The sequence below is a fragment of the Mesorhizobium sp. ISC11 genome, assembly GCF_037162595.1.
In the GTDB taxonomy this organism is placed as follows: domain Bacteria; phylum Pseudomonadota; class Alphaproteobacteria; order Rhizobiales; family Rhizobiaceae; genus Mesorhizobium; species Mesorhizobium ciceri.
Window position 1 is genome coordinate 2,470,056 of record NZ_JAVSPW010000001.1, and the last position, 14,927, is coordinate 2,484,982.

The 14,927-nt window shown below is 62.6% G+C and carries 14 protein-coding genes; 6 read left to right on the forward strand and 8 right to left on the reverse strand.

Annotated features, from left to right (window positions below; all coding sequences use genetic code 11):
* Positions 1-184: 184 nt before the first annotated feature.
* A complete protein-coding gene (locus RPF88_RS12345; protein WP_024504841.1) occupies positions 185-991 on the reverse strand; it encodes a MipA/OmpV family protein in 807 nt (268 codons plus the stop codon).
* Between the two features lie 194 nt (positions 992-1,185).
* Between RPF88_RS12345 and RPF88_RS12350 the strand changes: the two genes are divergently transcribed.
* Positions 1,186-1,740, forward strand: a complete 555-nt coding sequence (locus RPF88_RS12350; RefSeq protein WP_337122498.1) for an HdeD family acid-resistance protein — start codon at positions 1,186-1,188, stop codon at positions 1,738-1,740.
* Position 1,741: 1 nt separating this feature from the next.
* Here RPF88_RS12350 and RPF88_RS12355 read toward each other — a convergent pair whose 3' ends face one another.
* Both RPF88_RS12355 and RPF88_RS12360 read right to left on the reverse strand, forming a co-directional pair.
* A complete protein-coding gene (locus RPF88_RS12355; RefSeq protein WP_337122499.1) occupies positions 1,742-2,722 on the reverse strand; it encodes a bifunctional riboflavin kinase/FAD synthetase in 981 nt (326 codons plus the stop codon).
* A gap of 6 nt (positions 2,723-2,728) precedes the next feature.
* Positions 2,729-3,589 (reverse strand): TIGR01459 family HAD-type hydrolase, encoded by an 861-nt coding sequence (locus RPF88_RS12360; protein WP_337122500.1) that lies wholly within the window; start codon positions 3,587-3,589, stop codon positions 2,729-2,731.
* Positions 3,590-3,819: 230 nt separating this feature from the next.
* Between RPF88_RS12360 and RPF88_RS12365 the strand changes: the two genes are divergently transcribed.
* Entirely contained in the window at positions 3,820-5,805 is a 1,986-nt protein-coding gene (locus tag RPF88_RS12365) for a TadE/TadG family type IV pilus assembly protein (protein WP_027163218.1), read from the forward strand.
* A 131-nt stretch (positions 5,806-5,936) separates the two neighbouring features.
* A complete protein-coding gene (locus RPF88_RS12370) occupies positions 5,937-6,569 on the forward strand; it encodes a LysE family translocator (RefSeq protein ID WP_024504845.1) in 633 nt (210 codons plus the stop codon).
* 25 nt (positions 6,570-6,594) lie between these two features.
* Here RPF88_RS12370 and RPF88_RS12375 read toward each other — a convergent pair whose 3' ends face one another.
* On the reverse strand, positions 6,595-7,446 hold the full coding sequence (locus RPF88_RS12375) for a dienelactone hydrolase family protein (RefSeq protein ID WP_063167719.1): 852 nt from the start codon (positions 7,444-7,446) through the stop codon (positions 6,595-6,597).
* Between the two features lie 14 nt (positions 7,447-7,460).
* Positions 7,461-8,285 carry a DUF2189 domain-containing protein gene (locus RPF88_RS12380; protein WP_063173641.1) on the reverse strand — a complete coding sequence of 275 codons (825 nt, stop codon included), beginning with the start codon at positions 8,283-8,285 and terminating at the stop codon, positions 7,461-7,463.
* A 300-nt stretch (positions 8,286-8,585) separates the two neighbouring features.
* Here RPF88_RS12380 and RPF88_RS12385 point away from each other — a divergent pair, with 300 nt between their 5' ends.
* Together RPF88_RS12385 and RPF88_RS12390 are read left to right on the forward strand one after the other, a co-directional pair.
* Complete coding sequence (locus RPF88_RS12385; protein WP_337122501.1) at positions 8,586-9,809, forward strand: TadE/TadG family type IV pilus assembly protein; 1,224 nt, start codon at positions 8,586-8,588, stop codon at positions 9,807-9,809.
* A gap of 251 nt (positions 9,810-10,060) precedes the next feature.
* Positions 10,061-10,570, forward strand: coding sequence for a CAP domain-containing protein (locus RPF88_RS12390; protein WP_337122502.1), 510 nt, complete (start codon positions 10,061-10,063; stop codon positions 10,568-10,570).
* 49 nt (positions 10,571-10,619) lie between these two features.
* On the opposite strand, the gene RPF88_RS12395 is transcribed toward RPF88_RS12390, so the two are convergent.
* From RPF88_RS12395 to RPF88_RS12405, 3 genes are all read right to left on the reverse strand, one after another.
* Complete coding sequence (locus tag RPF88_RS12395; RefSeq protein ID WP_337122503.1) at positions 10,620-12,152, reverse strand: DHA2 family efflux MFS transporter permease subunit; 1,533 nt, start codon at positions 12,150-12,152, stop codon at positions 10,620-10,622.
* Positions 12,153-12,457: 305 nt separating this feature from the next.
* The gene (locus RPF88_RS12400) at positions 12,458-13,639 is read right to left on the reverse strand and encodes an HlyD family secretion protein (protein ID WP_013532371.1); all 1,182 of its coding nucleotides are present in this window, start codon (positions 13,637-13,639) and stop codon (positions 12,458-12,460) included.
* Positions 13,636-14,115, reverse strand: a complete 480-nt coding sequence (locus RPF88_RS12405; protein ID WP_183453612.1) for a MarR family winged helix-turn-helix transcriptional regulator — start codon at positions 14,113-14,115, stop codon at positions 13,636-13,638. The genes RPF88_RS12400 and RPF88_RS12405 overlap by 4 nt, the downstream gene beginning before the upstream one ends.
* A gap of 195 nt (positions 14,116-14,310) precedes the next feature.
* Between RPF88_RS12405 and RPF88_RS12410 the strand changes: the two genes are divergently transcribed.
* Complete coding sequence (locus tag RPF88_RS12410) at positions 14,311-14,919, forward strand: CDP-alcohol phosphatidyltransferase family protein (protein ID WP_024504849.1); 609 nt, start codon at positions 14,311-14,313, stop codon at positions 14,917-14,919.
* The last annotated feature ends 8 nt before the right edge of the window (positions 14,920-14,927 follow it).

Genomic DNA, 14,927 nt, shown 5'->3' on the forward strand with positions numbered 1-14,927 from the left:
ATCATGTTATGAAAAAAGCGCGAGGGGCGCGCAGAAACTCCCGGCGGCTCCGGCGGCGCTCAGGCCACCCGGAACACCGGGCCTGTAATTCGTATCGCGATCGCGAAAAGGCGCGAAAAGCTGGTCATGGCTGGGCTTTTAGCCGAAGCCACGGCAGGAATAAAGCGTCTCTCGTTCGATTCACCTACATCGTGAAATCGAAGCGGTAGGTGGTCGACACGCCGACCGTGAACTGGTTGCGGTCGCCACGCTCCTTGACCAGGCTGGAATCGGCCGCCGGTCCCATCAGGCGCGAATATTCGCCAAACAGGCTGGCGGTCATCGGCTCGGTCACCTTCCAGGTTATGGCGCCGCCAAGGCCGGTCGATTTCAGCCCGCCACCGGGATGGTATTCGCTCAGGCCGGAGGCCACCGCTTCCTGCGCGTTGACGCCATAATAGGCGTCGAAATAGTTGCCCGAGGCGAAGGAAACACGCGGTCCTCCCGAAATCCTGACGGTCGGCGTCACGTCGTAAAAGGCATCGGCGGCGATGTCGGCGACAAAGCCGTTGTGGGCGCGAATGCCGTGGCGCAGCTCGGCGCGGGCGCGCAGCCAGTCCGTCGGATAGAATTCGAAGAAGCCGCCGACTTCGCCGCCCCAGCGCACCGGATCGAGGCCCTTCAGTTCATCGGCGTTGTCGTCGTCGCGGGAAAACAGGAACTTGCCGGTCAGGCCGGCGCGGACACCGCCATCGTCGACCAGCGCCAACGAGATGTTGTCGTTGCGCGAGACAAAGCGTGCCGCCGGTCCGGCCTTGCCCAATGAGATGATGGGTTGGGCGCTCAGCATGTATTTCCTGCCGCCCTCGAAATTGGGCGCGACCAGGCCGGTGGCGCCAACGGTCAGATACCAGTCGCCGGACAGCCAGCTGCCCTCGCCCGCATTGGCGGCGCCCGCCCCGCCCAGCACCGCAGCGGCCAACACCAGAGAGATTCTTCCGACCGGACTCATGGCCACTCCACTAACACGATACACACGATTACCGATGACAGCTTTGACGGCCGTTTGGTAAAATTTGATTTAAACCCGAGACATACGCTCGCGCTTTGCCGCGATCCCCCTGCCGGTCGTCGACTGGACGTTGGCCCGCGCCCGGATTACCTTCCATCCGCAGTATTCCGCAGCCCTCGATGGAGACCGCGACAATGACCCTGCATGGCGAGGCCCTGAAAATCGCGATCGAACAGACACGGACAAAATGGGGATGGTTTGTCGCGCTCGGTGTGCTGCTGCTCATCTTCGGCGGCATTGCCTTCGCCAACCTGTTCGTCGCCACGGTGGCTTCCGTATACGTCGTGGGATGGCTGATGCTGATGGCGGGCATCATCGAGATCGTGCACGCGTTCGGCGTCAAGACCTGGAGCCGCTTCTTCTACTGGCTGCTCAGCGGACTGCTGTACGCCGTTGCCGGCTTCTTCGCTTTCGGCAATCCGCTGCTTGCCTCGGCGGTGCTGACATTCCTGCTGGCGATTACGCTGGTCGCGTCAGGGGTGCTCAGGGCCTGGGTCGGCTACAGCCATCGGCCGGAACGCGGCTGGGGCTGGATCGTCGCTGCCGGTGTCATCACCGCGCTTGCGGGCCTGATCATCGCCATGGGCTGGCCGGTCAACAGCCTGTGGGTGCTCGGTCTGTTCCTGGCGATCGATCTGATCTTCCAGGGCTGGACCTTCATCGCCGTCGGCCTGGCACTGAAGAAGTAGCTTAAAATGCCATCTCAGCGTCGAGGTCGGAGAGCGGCCTGACGCCGGCAAGCAGCGCGCGTGCCTCGGCTTCATCGCGCTTCATCTGCGCGACCAGCGCGTCGAGCCCTTCGAACTTCACCTCGGGGCGCAGGAAACCGAAGAAGGAAACCTGGCAGACCTCGCCATAGAGGTCGCCGGAGAAATCGAAGACGAAGGTTTCCAGCAGCGGCGCGCCATTGTCGTCGACGGTCGGGCGGCGGCCGAAGCTGGCGACGCCGTCGTGAAGCGTGCCGTCGGCGCGGCGGAAGCGGACGGCATAGATGCCCTCCTTGAGTGCGGCTTCAGCCGACAGCCTCATATTCGCGGTTGGAAAGCCAAGGGTGCGGCCAAGCTGCTGTCCGCCGACCACCTCGCTTTCGACGGTGAACCGGTAGCCGAGCAGACTGGCGGCTTCAGCCACCTCGCCCTCGCCCAGCAATCCGCGGATGCGGCTGGACGACACCACCTCGGCGCCCTCGTCCCGGAACGCGTCGACGAGCGTGACGCCGAAGCCGTGACGCTCGCCGGCCGCCATCAGGTAGGCCGGGCCGCCCTGACGATCCTTGCCGAAATGGAAGTCGAACCCGGTTACGGCGTGAGTAATGCCGAGGTTCGTTTCCAGCACATCCGTCACGAACGCTTCCGCCGACAGCGAGGCGAAGTCGCGCGTGAACGGCTGCTCGACGAGCGCGGCAAAGCCCAGCAGCGACAGCAGCCGCGCCTTCATCGGCGGCGGCGTCAGCACGAACAACGGGATATCAGGCCTGAAGATCTTGCGCGGATGCGGTTCGAATGTCAGCACCAGGGCCGGCACGCCGCGCCGTCCTGCCTCGGCCGAGGCTCGCTCGAGCACCGCCTGATGGCCGCGATGGACGCCATCGAAATTGCCGATCGCCACGACGCCGCCGCGCAGGTCGGCGGGAAGCGGCGCGGTTGCCAGGATGCGCTGGAAGGCAGCCATCGTCACCTACCGAAGTCTGGGAATGACGGCCACCGGACCATAGCCATGCTTTTCCAGGAAGGCCGCCAATCTTGCCGGATCCGGTTGCAGGGCATCGCCATAGTCGCGGGCATGGATACCGCCGGAGACATAAAGAACATCGAAGCCATTGTCGGCGGCGCCCTTCACATCGGTCATCATGCCGTCGCCGATGGCCAGCACCTGGCCGCGCTCGACCGGCTGGCCAAGAATCTCGGCAACCTCCTTCATCGCGAGATTGTAGATCGGCGCGTAAGGTTTTCCAGCGATCAATGTGCGGCCGCCGAGCTGGGCATAGTCACGCGCCAGCGCGCCGGCACACCAGATGATGCGTTCGCCACGTTCGACCACGATGTCGGGATTTGCGCAGATGAAAGGCAGGTTCCTGGCGCGCAGCCGCCGCAGGAGCTCCGTGTAATCCTCGGGCTTCTCGATCTCGTCGTCGAACAGGCCGGTACAGACGACGCCGGACGCCTCGAACTCCTCGACAAGCTCGACGTCGAGACCTTCATAGAGGGTGAAGTCGCGGTCGGCGCCGATATGGAAAATCTTGCGCGGCCCTTCGGCGATCAGATCCCGGGTCACGTCGCCTGAGGTAACCACCCGGTCGTAGGCTGACGGTGGAACACCGATCGCGTTCATCTGCGCCACTACATCGGCACTTCTGCGCGGCGAATTGGTGATCAGGACGACGGGGATTTTCGCCGCTCGAGCCCTTGCCAATGCGGAGGCCGCCACAGGGAAATGCGTTTCGCCATTATGGACCACGCCCCAGACGTCGCACAGGATTGCCGAATAGGCCTTCGACACGTCTTCGAGCGAGCCGATGATTTCAGGCGAATCCGCCATGCCGTTTCCTTCAGTCATGATCGTTGCGACCGCCACGACAGACGGTTCGCCGCAGCCGGTTCGGATTAGCCGAACCATTCCGGCCTGTCACCAGCTTTCGCCAGGCACGATTGGTTAGCGGTTGGTGAAGCGCTGCCCCGGCAATAGAGCGATTTGCCAAACCCGGCCTTCAGCGTTTTGTGGAAAGCTGGCGTCGATCGAGAATCCGCCGGCGGGGGCCGCTCCAAGACATGCATGGACTTTGGCGTCAGTTCTGCCGCGACCAACGCGGCAACTATGCTCTCATGACGGTCGTCGCGATGGTTCCGCTGATGGGCGCCCTGGCAATGGCCGTCGACTTCACCGAGATGAGCCGCGAAAAACAGGCGGTTTCGAACGCGCTCGATGCCGCAAACTTCGCCACGGCGCGCCGGCTGACGGAGGGTGCCACCGACGACCAGTTGCGGGCCTATGCGCTCGACTTCTTCAATGCCAACCTCAACAAGATCAATCCCGCCAATACGACGCTCACCGTCACCTTGCCAAGCAACACCACCGGCGGTGGCTTGCTCAAGATGACCGCGCGGCTTGACTATAAGCCCTATTTCTATCCGGTCTTCGGCCAGCTCGTCGGCAAATCCGAAACCGACGCCAACCAGAGGATCAGCTTCAACATCACCTCGGAAGTGCGGCTGAAGAACACTCTTGAAGTCGCCCTGGTACTCGACAATTCCGGGTCGATGACCAAGACCGGAACGGGCTCGGGGCAAACGCGCATCGACCTTCTCAAGACCGCGGCAAAACAGCTGGTCGACACGCTGGCCCAGCAGGCGGCGATGATCAAGCAGGTCGACAGGCCGGTGCAGTTCGGCCTCGTGCCGTTTGCCGCCTCAGTCAATGTCGGGCCCGGCAACGGCAATGCGCCCTGGATGGATACCGAAGGCCTGTCGCCGGTATCGAACGAGAATTTCGACTGGTCGACGCTGAACGCAGCCGACAAATACGCCCAGCAGACCAACGGCATCTGGTACAAGCGCGGCACCGGATGGGGAACCGACGAAGGCCAGATGCTGACCCGGTTTTCGCTTTATCGCGACATGAAGGTCGTCACCAACCATGAGCGTGTCGTCAACAGCAAGCGCGTGGTGTGCGACGAATACAACCCGAACAACACCTGCAAACGCGACCACGACGAATACGACTACATCGACACCTATGGCCCGTTCGCCAGTTGGCAGGGCTGCGTCGAGGCCAGGCCTTATCCCTACAATGTCAACGACGCGGCGCCTTCCGGCGGCTCGGCGAACACCGGCATAGGGGTCGGCGATCCGGCGACGATGTTTGTGCCGATGTTCGCCCCGGACGAACCCGGCAACCATTGGAGGCTCACCCAGGATCCCGACGAGGCCGCGCCGACGACCTATGGCGCCATCAACAGCTGGTGGAATGACGACCCGACGAGCAGCACCGGCCAATCCCGGCTGCGCAACATGTCCAAATATTTCCAACCGAGGCCGATCAATGCGCCGGCGCTGGCCGCCGGCAACGGGCCGAACTACAGCTGCTCCACCAACCCGATCACGCCGCTGACCGATGTCAGCGTTACCACTGGGCTTACCGCGATCAAGGCCGCGATCGACCTGATGAAGCCCGATGGCGGCACCAATGTTCCCGAAGGCATGGCCTGGGGTTGGCGGGTGGTTTCGAGCGGCGAGCCGTTCACGCAAGGCCGCCCGGAAACCGAGAGAGGCAACGACAAGGTCGTCATCGTGCTGACCGACGGCGCCAATACCTACTACACGCCGTCCTCGCTCAGCCATTCCGACCCCGCCGATTCGAAATCGACCTATGCGTCCTTCGGCTATCTCAACCCAGGCTACAACGGCACTTCGGTGGGCCGCCTGTTCATGGGCACATCGAGCGCCATTGGCCAGTTCGACTATTCGAACGGCAACTACACCAACGCGCTCAACGAGCAGATGGCGACGCTTTGCAACAACGCCAAGGCAGCCAATATCATGGTGATGACGGTGGCGCTCGACCTGTCGACGACCAAAACCGCCGATCAGCAGGCGATCGAGGCGCTGAAATCCTGCTCGTCGAACTCGCGCTTCCGCAAGGATCCAACGGACGCGAGCAAGCCGGCAAAACTGTTCTGGAATGCCACCGGCGCCAGCTTGTCGAACGATTTCAAGGAAATCGGCAACGAATTGTCGAACCTGCGCATCGTCGGCTGATCCTCAGGCTTCGGGGGCTGGCTGGAACAACGGCTGGCGCCGCCATGCACTTGCGCGCGCCTCCCGGGACAGGCACATCTTGGCCGCCTGCCGGATCGCGCGTCCATTCGCGGCGCGCTGGGGAAGAACAGATGCCCGAAACAGCCAATCATCTCGCCTTCGCGCTGGTCTGCCTCGGCATGGTGCTGACGCCTGGCCCCAACATGATCTATTTGATCTCGCGTTCCCTGTCGCAGGGGCCGAAGGCGGGGCTCATCTCGCTTGGCGGCGTGGCGCTCGGCTTTGTCTTCTATGTACTGGCGGCGGCATTCGGCATCACCGCGCTGCTGCTCGCAGTGCCCTACGCCTATGATGCGCTGCGCTTTGCCGGCGTGCTCTATCTCCTGTGGCTGGCCTGGCAGGCGGTGAAGCCGGGCGGACGCTCGCCATTCGAAGTGCGCGAATTGCCGAGGGACCGGCCGCGCAAGCTTTTCGCCATGGGCCTGATGACCAATCTGCTCAATCCGAAGGTGGCCGTGCTCTATCTGTCGCTGTTGCCGCAGTTCATCAGCCCCGGCAAGGGTCACGTCCTGTCGCAGCTCCTGGTGCTCGGCGCGACACAGATCTCGATCAGCCTCAGCGTCAATGCCGTCATCGCGGTAACGGCCGGTTCAATCGCCACCTTTCTCGCCGGACGGCCCTTGTGGCTGGTCATCCAGCGCTGGATGATGGGAACCGTGCTGGCGGCTCTTGCGCTGAAGATGGCGACAGACGCGCAGCGCTGAGAGTGCAAACCGGCGGTCGCCGCTGTCAGCCGCCGAAGACTTCTTTCAGGAATGCATGAGAGGCAAGGATGGATTGCTCGGCAGCATTGTACTGACCATAGGCCTCGATGCCGGTCTTCAATCCTGCGGAGTCAAATCCGTGACGAGCACCCGGGTAGACGTCAAGCTGCACAGAGCTTCCCTTGCCGCTGCGCTGCGTCATCATCTCCTGGCAATTTTTGGCGGGGGTCCGATCGTCCAGCTCGCCGATCAGGATCAAGGTCGGGACCGCCATGTCGCCATTCGTTGCCGAACAATCCGGATAGTAGGCGATCGCAGCCTTGAATTTGCGCTCCATAAGCCGCTCGTCTCCACCAGACTGCAAGGCCTCGAGCGTTGCGTTCCCGCCAGCGGAGAACCCCATCAACGCAATGCGCCGCGGGTCGACAAAACTGTATTTTGATAGGTATTCCAGAGCGCCGTAGGCGTCATATACGCGATCAACAGGGTGGAGGCCATCACAGGTCTCCTTAATGCCGCGGGTGCTGAAGCTATCGACGACGAGGACGACGTAACCCCAGGAAGACAGTCGCTCGGACCAGGTTTTCCTTACACTTCGGGGCAAACCTGAACATCCGTGCAGAACCACGACAGCCGGGAACGGCCCCTCACCCGGCGGACGCGTTAAATACCCCTGCAGCGGCGTGCCGGGAACGGCCCTCGGGACGTTGCCGCCCGCTTGCGCAATGCGCTTCTGAAATGGCGTTGGCTCCGAAGCCGCGCTTTCAAACTGCACCGGCTGGTCAGCGCGCGCTGGCGCGGCATGCAGATAGCTACCGATACAAAGGCAGGTCAGACAGACGACCTTGTTGGGCAGTCTCGGCAAGGTGAAGGCCATGGGTGCCTGCTTCGTTACATCGGCCGTCTTATCTGCTGTGCCCGCTCCGGCTCGACCACCTTGCGGTAGAGATGCCAGGTGGCATGGCCGAGCACCGGCATGACGACGGCGAGCCCGGCAAACAGCGGGATCGAACCGATCACCAGAAGCACGGCGACCAGCAAGCCCCACAGCGCCATTTGCAGCGGGTTGGCCATCACCGCCCGGGCCGAGGTCTCGATGGCTGAGACGGCGCCGACGTCGCGGTCGAGCAGCAGCGGGAAGGCAACCACAGTGGTGGCCAGCACGATTACGGCAAAGACAAAGCCCGCGGCATTACCGGCAAGGATCAGCGTCCAGCCCTTACTGGTGGTCAGCACGTCGCGGATGAAGCCGCCGATCGAGGCCGGCGGCTGGTCTCCGAACAGGCCAGTGTAGATCGATTGCGCGGTGTAGAGCCACAACAGGAACAGCGCCACCAGCATGACGCCGATGACGGCGATCGACGGGATCGCGGACGAGCGCCGGACATCAAACGCGTGCCGCCAGGAGGTGTTCATGCCGAGCTCGCGCCGGCGGCTGATCTCGTAAAGACCGAGCGCCGCAAACGGCCCGACCAGCGCGAAACCCGACATCAGGGGATAGATGAGCTGGATGGCATTGGCGCCGGACGTCCACTGCGTCAGGATCAGGCCGACGATGGGATAGATCAGGCATAGGAACACGTAGTGCGATGGTTTTGCCCAGAAATCCTCGAACCCGAGACGCAACGCATCCCAAAGGTCCGACGTGGCGATGCGGCGCACCGCCGGCTGCACATGCATTCCACGTGCGTCCGCCATGACATGAAAACCGGCCATAACCTTCCTCCCGTGTGTCGGGGCGGTCACCGCCTGGATGGCCGCCAGAGCTGCCACTTCAAGATCGAGAAGCATGATAGCAGAGTTGGCGGCGATTGTCGCCGGGTCAATGGCCTGGGGAGCAACTCCTCGTTGTGTTCAACTCTCCGTATGGCCTCTCATATGGCGTACCTTGGCAGACCTTCGTTTTGGCCAATCATTGTGCTGCATTTTAGCATTTACGCATTTTAGCATTTACTTAAATTACTCGTAGGGATCCCTGGCGTATCACCTGAGCTTTACGAGTTTCGGCGAGGGACTATGTTCGCATTGAAAGCCTTCTGGTCTTCGGAGCGCGGCAACTTTGCCATAACGACCGCCTTCGCTATGCTGCCAATAATGATTGGTTTGGCCGGCGCCGTCGATCTGATCGGCACGAGCCATGACGCCTCGCAACTCCAGAACTCGCTGGACGCGGCTGGGCTCGCCATCGGCACGAAGTTCTCTCCCGATATGGCGGCTGGCGATGTCCAGCAGCTTGGGCTGCAGTTCTTCGCCGCCAATATGAGCGCGGCCGACCAGCAGGAATATTTGGGCAGCGTCTCCGCTTTCGCGGCAACGGCAAGCGGCAGTCCAAGCGCCTACTTTATCTCGCTGTCGTCCAGCATAAGCCGCCCAAGCTTCATCAGCGCCTCGGCCCCCTGGCAGGCCTACCGCTCGGCCTCGGTCAAGATAAAACCTGGCGCACAGGCCTGCGTGCTGGCGCTCGATCCGCATGCGTCCGCCGCCGTGAACCTGCAGGGCTCGACCAACGTCTCGATGGACAATTGCGTGATCGCGGCGAACTCGGACGCGTCGGATTCCGTCAACAGGGGTGGTTCCGCACTGGTTTCGGCCGGCTGTGTCTCAACCGTCGGCGGCACCAGCGGGCTGTTGCCACCCAGCGCCAGTCTCGCCTGCGGAACGCCGCACGAACATAGGTACGCGTCTTTTGATCCATTGGCCGACGTCGTTCCTCCCCCTTACACATTGTGTTTGCCTGTCCCGAACGGCAAAACCTACACGCTGTCGCCCGGCACTTATTGCGACAAGACATTATCGGGGAACATCACGCTTAATCCGGGCGTCTACATCATGCGCGGCACCACCATAAAGCCAGGGGGAAACGGCAGCCTGACTGGCCAGGGCGTGACCATTTTCCTCATGGAAAGCGCTCAGATCTACATAAATGCCAATGAGAAGGTGAACCTTTCCCCGCCCACCAGCGGCCCTTATGCTGGCATCACCATTTTCCAGCATCCCGGCAATACGTCTGCCCTGACATTGAATGGTGGCGCAAATTCCGTGCTCAGCGGTTTCATCTACGCGCCGGACGCGCCCATTTCCTACGCCGGCAATTCTGATATGAGCGCCCAGGGCGACTGTCTCAGGCTTGTCGGCAATACGATACAGATGACCGGGAACTCGTCCGTCAAGTCCGACTGCGCGGCGGCGCTTGGAAATCGCACAATGTATGCCGATCGGATGATCACTCTGGTGAAATGAGAGACAACCTGACGTCCGGCGGCGCCAGCGGTAGCGTTGAGAAAAATGGCGGTAACGCACGGCCGGATCGGTTTCGATGCGAGGCGCAATCCGGCCAGCCTGGGATAGGCAGCGCCGTCGATCGCCTGGTGAAATTCCGCCCAGCATGCCACGCCGATCGCCGTTGTACCGGCCAGCGTCAGTCTGTCGCCCCCTCTTCGATTTTCGCCGCCCTGCCCGGCAAAAGCCATGATCACTATTATCTCAGAGGCATGACCATAGCGAAAATCGAAACCCACCCGATCCCGAAGCTGAACAGGCGCATGGTGCTGACCGGCCTCGCAGCCCTGGCGGGGCTCGCCGCCTGCAGCACCGTTTCACTGCCAACCGGCGAAGGCGCCGGGGTCTCCTCCTCCGCCACCAGCACGCTGGGCAGCATCCGCGCCTCGGCCGGGCTCGCGCCGCTGGTCCCCGACCGGCAGCTCGAACAGGCCGCCCTGCAGCAGGCAGGCTACATGGCGCAGCGCCGCCGCATGAGCCACACCACCGGCTGGGGCAAGGATTTCGCCTCGCGCGTCAGGGACAATCGAATTTCCGGTGCCGCGGCGGAGAACATCGCCGAGGGTCGTTTCGACCTCGAGAAGCTGTTCGACATCTGGGTGCATTCACCAGGCCATCGCCGCAACATGCTCGACCCGCGCTTCACACGCTTCGGCCTTGCCTATGTGCGCGACGGCAGCGACAGCAAGCTCCGTTACTGGAGCCTCGTGCTCGGAAAATAGGAAAACGTGCCGGTTCGGTGCGCCACCCCCAAGACGATTTGATGGAAAGCTAGTCCATATGCGCCGCCGGCGCGCCGCCGGCTGGCGCCTGCTTCGGCTTGCGCAGCAGGAAAACAAACGGGATGGCAAGCAGCGTCATCACCATGAGTATTTTGAAGTCGTTGACGTAGGAGATCATCATGGCCTGGAGATTGACCATGCGATCGACCTGCGAGAGCGCCGTTGGGTCGCCGCCTGCGGCAGCCGGCGAGACAGCCCACAGATTGGGGTTGAACGGATTGATGAAGGCCGAAAGCTCGGCATGGTTGATCTGCGTGTTGCGCACCATCAACACCGTCACGACCGACACGCCGATCGACGAGCCAAGATTGCGCACCAGGCTGAACAGAGCCGTGGCATCGGTGCGGAAGCGCACGTCGAGCGTGGCGAAGGCGACGGTCGACAGCGGCACGAACACCATCCCCATGCCCAGGCCCTGGATGACGCCGGAGCTGATGATCAGCCAATTGTCCATCTGCGGGGTGAAGCTGGACATGGTGTAGAGCGACTGCGCGGTCAGCAGGAAGCCGATGACGACGAGGATCCTGGCGTCAATCCTGCTCATGAGCCGCCCGACGACGAGCATCGAAATCATGGTGCCGACGCCGCGTGGCCCCATGACGATGCCGATGGTGACGGTCGGATAGCCGAAGATGGTCGACAGCATCGGCGGCAGCAGCGACATGCTCGCCAGGATGAGCACACCCATGACGAAGATGAACGCCAGCCCGGTCACGAAATTGCGGTCGAGGAAGATCTTGGGATCGATGAAGGGGTGCTCGGCCGTCATGGTGTGAATGATGAACACCCAGAAGCCGGTGAGCGAAAGACCAAGTTCGATCCAGATCTCGACCGAGGAAAACCAGTCGACCTCGCCGCCGCGGTCGAGCAGCAGCTGAAGCGCGCCGACGCCGAGCGATATCATGGCGAAGCCGAAGAAATCGAAGCCGCGCACGCGCCGCGCGATAGCCGGCAAATAAGCGGCCATACCGAGAAAGGCGACGATGCCGACCGGCAGATTGATGAAGAACACCCAACGCCAGTTGAAATTCTCGGTCAGCCAGCCACCGAGTGTCGGGCCCAGAATCGGACCCAGCATGATGCCGGCGCCCCAGATGGCCATCGCCTGGCCATGGCGTTCCCTGGGATTGATGTCGAGCAGGAAGGTCTGCGACAGAGGCACGATCGTGGCGCCGAACACGCCTTGCATCAGCCGGAAGAACACCATGGTCTCCAGGCTCCAGGCGATGCCGCACAGCATCGAAAACACGGTGAAGCCGACCACCGCCGTCAGGAACAGTTCCTTGCGGCCGAAGCGATCGGCCAGCCAGCCGGTGACCGGCGTCATGATGGCGGCGGCAACGATGTAGGAGGTCAGCACCCAGTTGATGTTGTCAGGCGAGGCGCCGAGATCGCCGGTCATGGTCGGCAGCGCGACGTTGGCGATCGTCGTGTCGAGCGCCTGCATGATCGTCGCCAACATGAGCGCGACCGTGATCAGGCCGCGATGCGGCACTTCTTTGAAGGGTTCGGGCGTGCTCATGGCGTGGAACTTCCAGCAGGTAACAAAAACGTGTACAAGGGGTTTCCGGGCGGCAACGCCTTCCGTTGAGAGACCCTCGTCGCGGTGGGACGCGATTGTCGATGTGGGGGTTACATCGACTGAAAGTCTCTGATGAGCGGATGCCTGCCGCCCGGAAACATGAGGACCGACGGGTCCGCGTCGGAGATTTCAGACTTCGGCCAGGCCGCTATGCGGCGTGCCCAAACGCTGATCCTTCCAGCTCCTCCCATCAGACCAATCCTGCTATTCACCTCCGCCGCTGGTCCTGCGGCATTCTGTTGACGTTACTGCGCGGCCTCGCCGGCCGTGGCGTGACCGAAGATCGAAGGCAGGCCACGCGCCACGCCGGTGTCGACGGTAACGGTGGCGCTCATGCCGGTGCGCAACGCCATCTTGGCGTCCGCATCGGTCAGTTCGAGACGAACCGGGATGCGCTGTGTGACCTTGACCCAGTTGCCGGTGGCATTCTGGGCCGGCAGCAGCGAGAATTCGGCTCCCGTGCCGGCGCCGATCGCCTTGACCGTCGCCTCGAAGGTGCGCCCCGGATAGGTGTCGACCACGATCTCGGCCTTCTGGCCGGGCTTCATGTGGGTGAGCTGCGTTTCCTTGAAATTGGCATCGATCCAAGTGTCGCCGGTCTCGACCAGCGAAAACAGCGGCGTGCCGGAACCGACATACTGGCCGACCTTGAACGACGAGGCCTGGCTGACGATGCCGTCAGCCGGCGCCTTGACCGTGGTCTGCGCCAGGTCGTAGGCGGCCTTGTCGCGCGCGGCGAGCGCGGCCATCACGGTCGGATGCTTGTCGGTTTCGATGTCGGGATTGCCGCCAAGGGCTGCCTTGGCGCTGATGATGCCTTGCTCGGCAACGGCGAGCTGCTGCTTGGCCTTGTCGAGATCGTTCTTGGCTTCGTCCAGCGACGATTTGGCGTTGATGCCCTTCTGGGCAAGATCGGCGGCGCGGTCGAACTGCGACTGGGCGAAGGCGACCTGGCTGGCATCGGACTTCTGCTGAGCCATCGACTGGCCATAGGCGGCGCGCAACTGCTCGACATTGAGACGCGCGCCCGCCACCGCCGCGTCGGCCTGCGCCAACGCGATCCGGTAGGGCTCGGGGTCGATGGCAAACAGCTCGTCACCCTGCTTGACCAGCTGGTTATCGAAGATGTCGACCTTGACGATGCGGCCGGCCGTGTCGGAAGCGATCGACACCTTGGCCTGCTGCAGATTGGCGTTCTCGGTCTCCTGATAACGGCCGCCGGTAACCCAGACATAGCCGCCGCCAACAGCCAATGCCGCAGGCAGCGCGACCATGAGCAGGAAGCGGCCCAGCCGGCGCTTTTTCTTCACCGGCGCCGGAGCCGGCTGCACCGGGGGAGCAACGGTTGCCGGGGCCGCGGCCGGCTGCGCCGGCGCTTCCATTTCCAGTTCGGTCACTTTCTCGTCTATCTTGGCTACCGCGTTCATGCTGCTGCGCCCTCTGTGTTCTTCACTTTTTCAATGGACGGCGTCTCGTCGTCGGTCAGGTTGCGGACCATCGCCTCAAGTCCCTCGACGAGGACGCGACGGGCTTCCGGTTTCACGCCGACCAGCGATTCCTCATAGACTTCTCCGGCAATGCTCTTGATCACGGCGTAGGCATCGCTTGCCTTGGGCGTCAGGAAGATCATGCGGACGCGACGATCGGTGGCGTCGGGACGACGCTCGATCCAGCCGCCCTCCTCCATGCGATCGACCAGGCGCGAAACGCTGATCGGCTCGATTTCGAGAAGTTCGGCCAGCCGCGCCTGCGCGACACCGTCTTCCTTGGCAACGCGGACCAAAAGCCGCCATTGCGCCGAAGAAAGCCCCAAGCCACTGGCCCTCGCCTCGAAGCGCTTGCGCATCAAGCGCTGCACGTCGTGGATCAAGAAGCCCAATCTGTCGATGCCATCGGAAACCATGAGCGGGATATATAATAAGCGTGCTCACTATTCAAGGTGCCGCAGTGCACACAAAGCCGACAAATGTGCATGACAGCTTTGCCGGGCCAATCATGGTTATCGATTTGCGAACGCATGATGGCCGCGCCGCCTCTCCGCTGGTCGCGTCTGGCATATTGATGTACAGCCGCTGAACAGGATCGGGGGATCAACGCAATGCCGACGCTTTACGCTCTCAAGCCGGCCTTCCAGGGTCGACTGCGGCCGCTGGTCAATCGGCTGGCGGCCATCGGGGTCACCGCAAACAGCATAACCATCCTGGCGGCCGCGATGTCGATAGTCGCCGGCGCGGCCATTGCGATCCGGCATGAATGGCGCTGGCTGCTGTTGCTTATCCCCGTGGTGATGTTCGTGCGCATGGCGCTGAATGCCGTGGACGGCATGCTGGCGCGCGAGCATGGCCAAGCCTCGACGCTCGGCATGTATCTGAACGAGTTGTGCGACGTCGTTTCGGACCTCGCGCTGATCTTGCCTTTTGCCGTCTTTCCGGAATTTGGCGCATGGGGCGTCGTCGCCTTCGCAATATCGGCGGTGCTGACCGAGTTTGCCGGCGTGCTCGGCATCGCCGCCAAGATCGGCCGCAACTATGCCGGGCCGTTCGGCAAGAGCGACAGGGCGCTGGCGCTTGGCGTCGTCGCCGTGCTGTGCGCCCCAGGGCTGTGGCCGGCATCGATCGCGCCATTTGTGTTTCCGGCCATGGCAACGCTTTCGCTGCTGACCGCCATAAACCGGATACGCGCCGGGCTTATTGGCAGCGCCAGCTGAGCATCGAG

Coding starts and splice junctions, on each gene's coding strand:
- RPF88_RS12345 (WP_024504841.1), bottom strand. CDS start 991: ATGAGTCCGGTCGGAAGAATCTCTCTGGTGTTGGCCGCTGCGGTGCTG.
- RPF88_RS12350 (WP_337122498.1), top strand. CDS start 1,186: ATGACCCTGCATGGCGAGGCCCTGAAAATCGCGATCGAACAGACACGG.
- RPF88_RS12355 (WP_337122499.1), bottom strand. CDS start 2,722: ATGGCTGCCTTCCAGCGCATCCTGGCAACCGCGCCGCTTCCCGCCGAC.
- RPF88_RS12360 (WP_337122500.1), bottom strand. CDS start 3,589: ATGGCGGATTCGCCTGAAATCATCGGCTCGCTCGAAGACGTGTCGAAG.
- RPF88_RS12365 (WP_027163218.1), top strand. CDS start 3,820: ATGCATGGACTTTGGCGTCAGTTCTGCCGCGACCAACGCGGCAACTAT.
- RPF88_RS12370 (WP_024504845.1), top strand. CDS start 5,937: ATGCCCGAAACAGCCAATCATCTCGCCTTCGCGCTGGTCTGCCTCGGC.
- RPF88_RS12375 (WP_063167719.1), bottom strand. CDS start 7,446: ATGGCCTTCACCTTGCCGAGACTGCCCAACAAGGTCGTCTGTCTGACC.
- RPF88_RS12380 (WP_063173641.1), bottom strand. CDS start 8,285: ATGGCCGGTTTTCATGTCATGGCGGACGCACGTGGAATGCATGTGCAG.
- RPF88_RS12385 (WP_337122501.1), top strand. CDS start 8,586: ATGTTCGCATTGAAAGCCTTCTGGTCTTCGGAGCGCGGCAACTTTGCC.
- RPF88_RS12390 (WP_337122502.1), top strand. CDS start 10,061: ATGACCATAGCGAAAATCGAAACCCACCCGATCCCGAAGCTGAACAGG.
- RPF88_RS12395 (WP_337122503.1), bottom strand. CDS start 12,152: ATGAGCACGCCCGAACCCTTCAAAGAAGTGCCGCATCGCGGCCTGATC.
- RPF88_RS12400 (WP_013532371.1), bottom strand. CDS start 13,639: ATGAACGCGGTAGCCAAGATAGACGAGAAAGTGACCGAACTGGAAATG.
- RPF88_RS12405 (WP_183453612.1), bottom strand. CDS start 14,115: ATGGTTTCCGATGGCATCGACAGATTGGGCTTCTTGATCCACGACGTG.
- RPF88_RS12410 (WP_024504849.1), top strand. CDS start 14,311: ATGCCGACGCTTTACGCTCTCAAGCCGGCCTTCCAGGGTCGACTGCGG.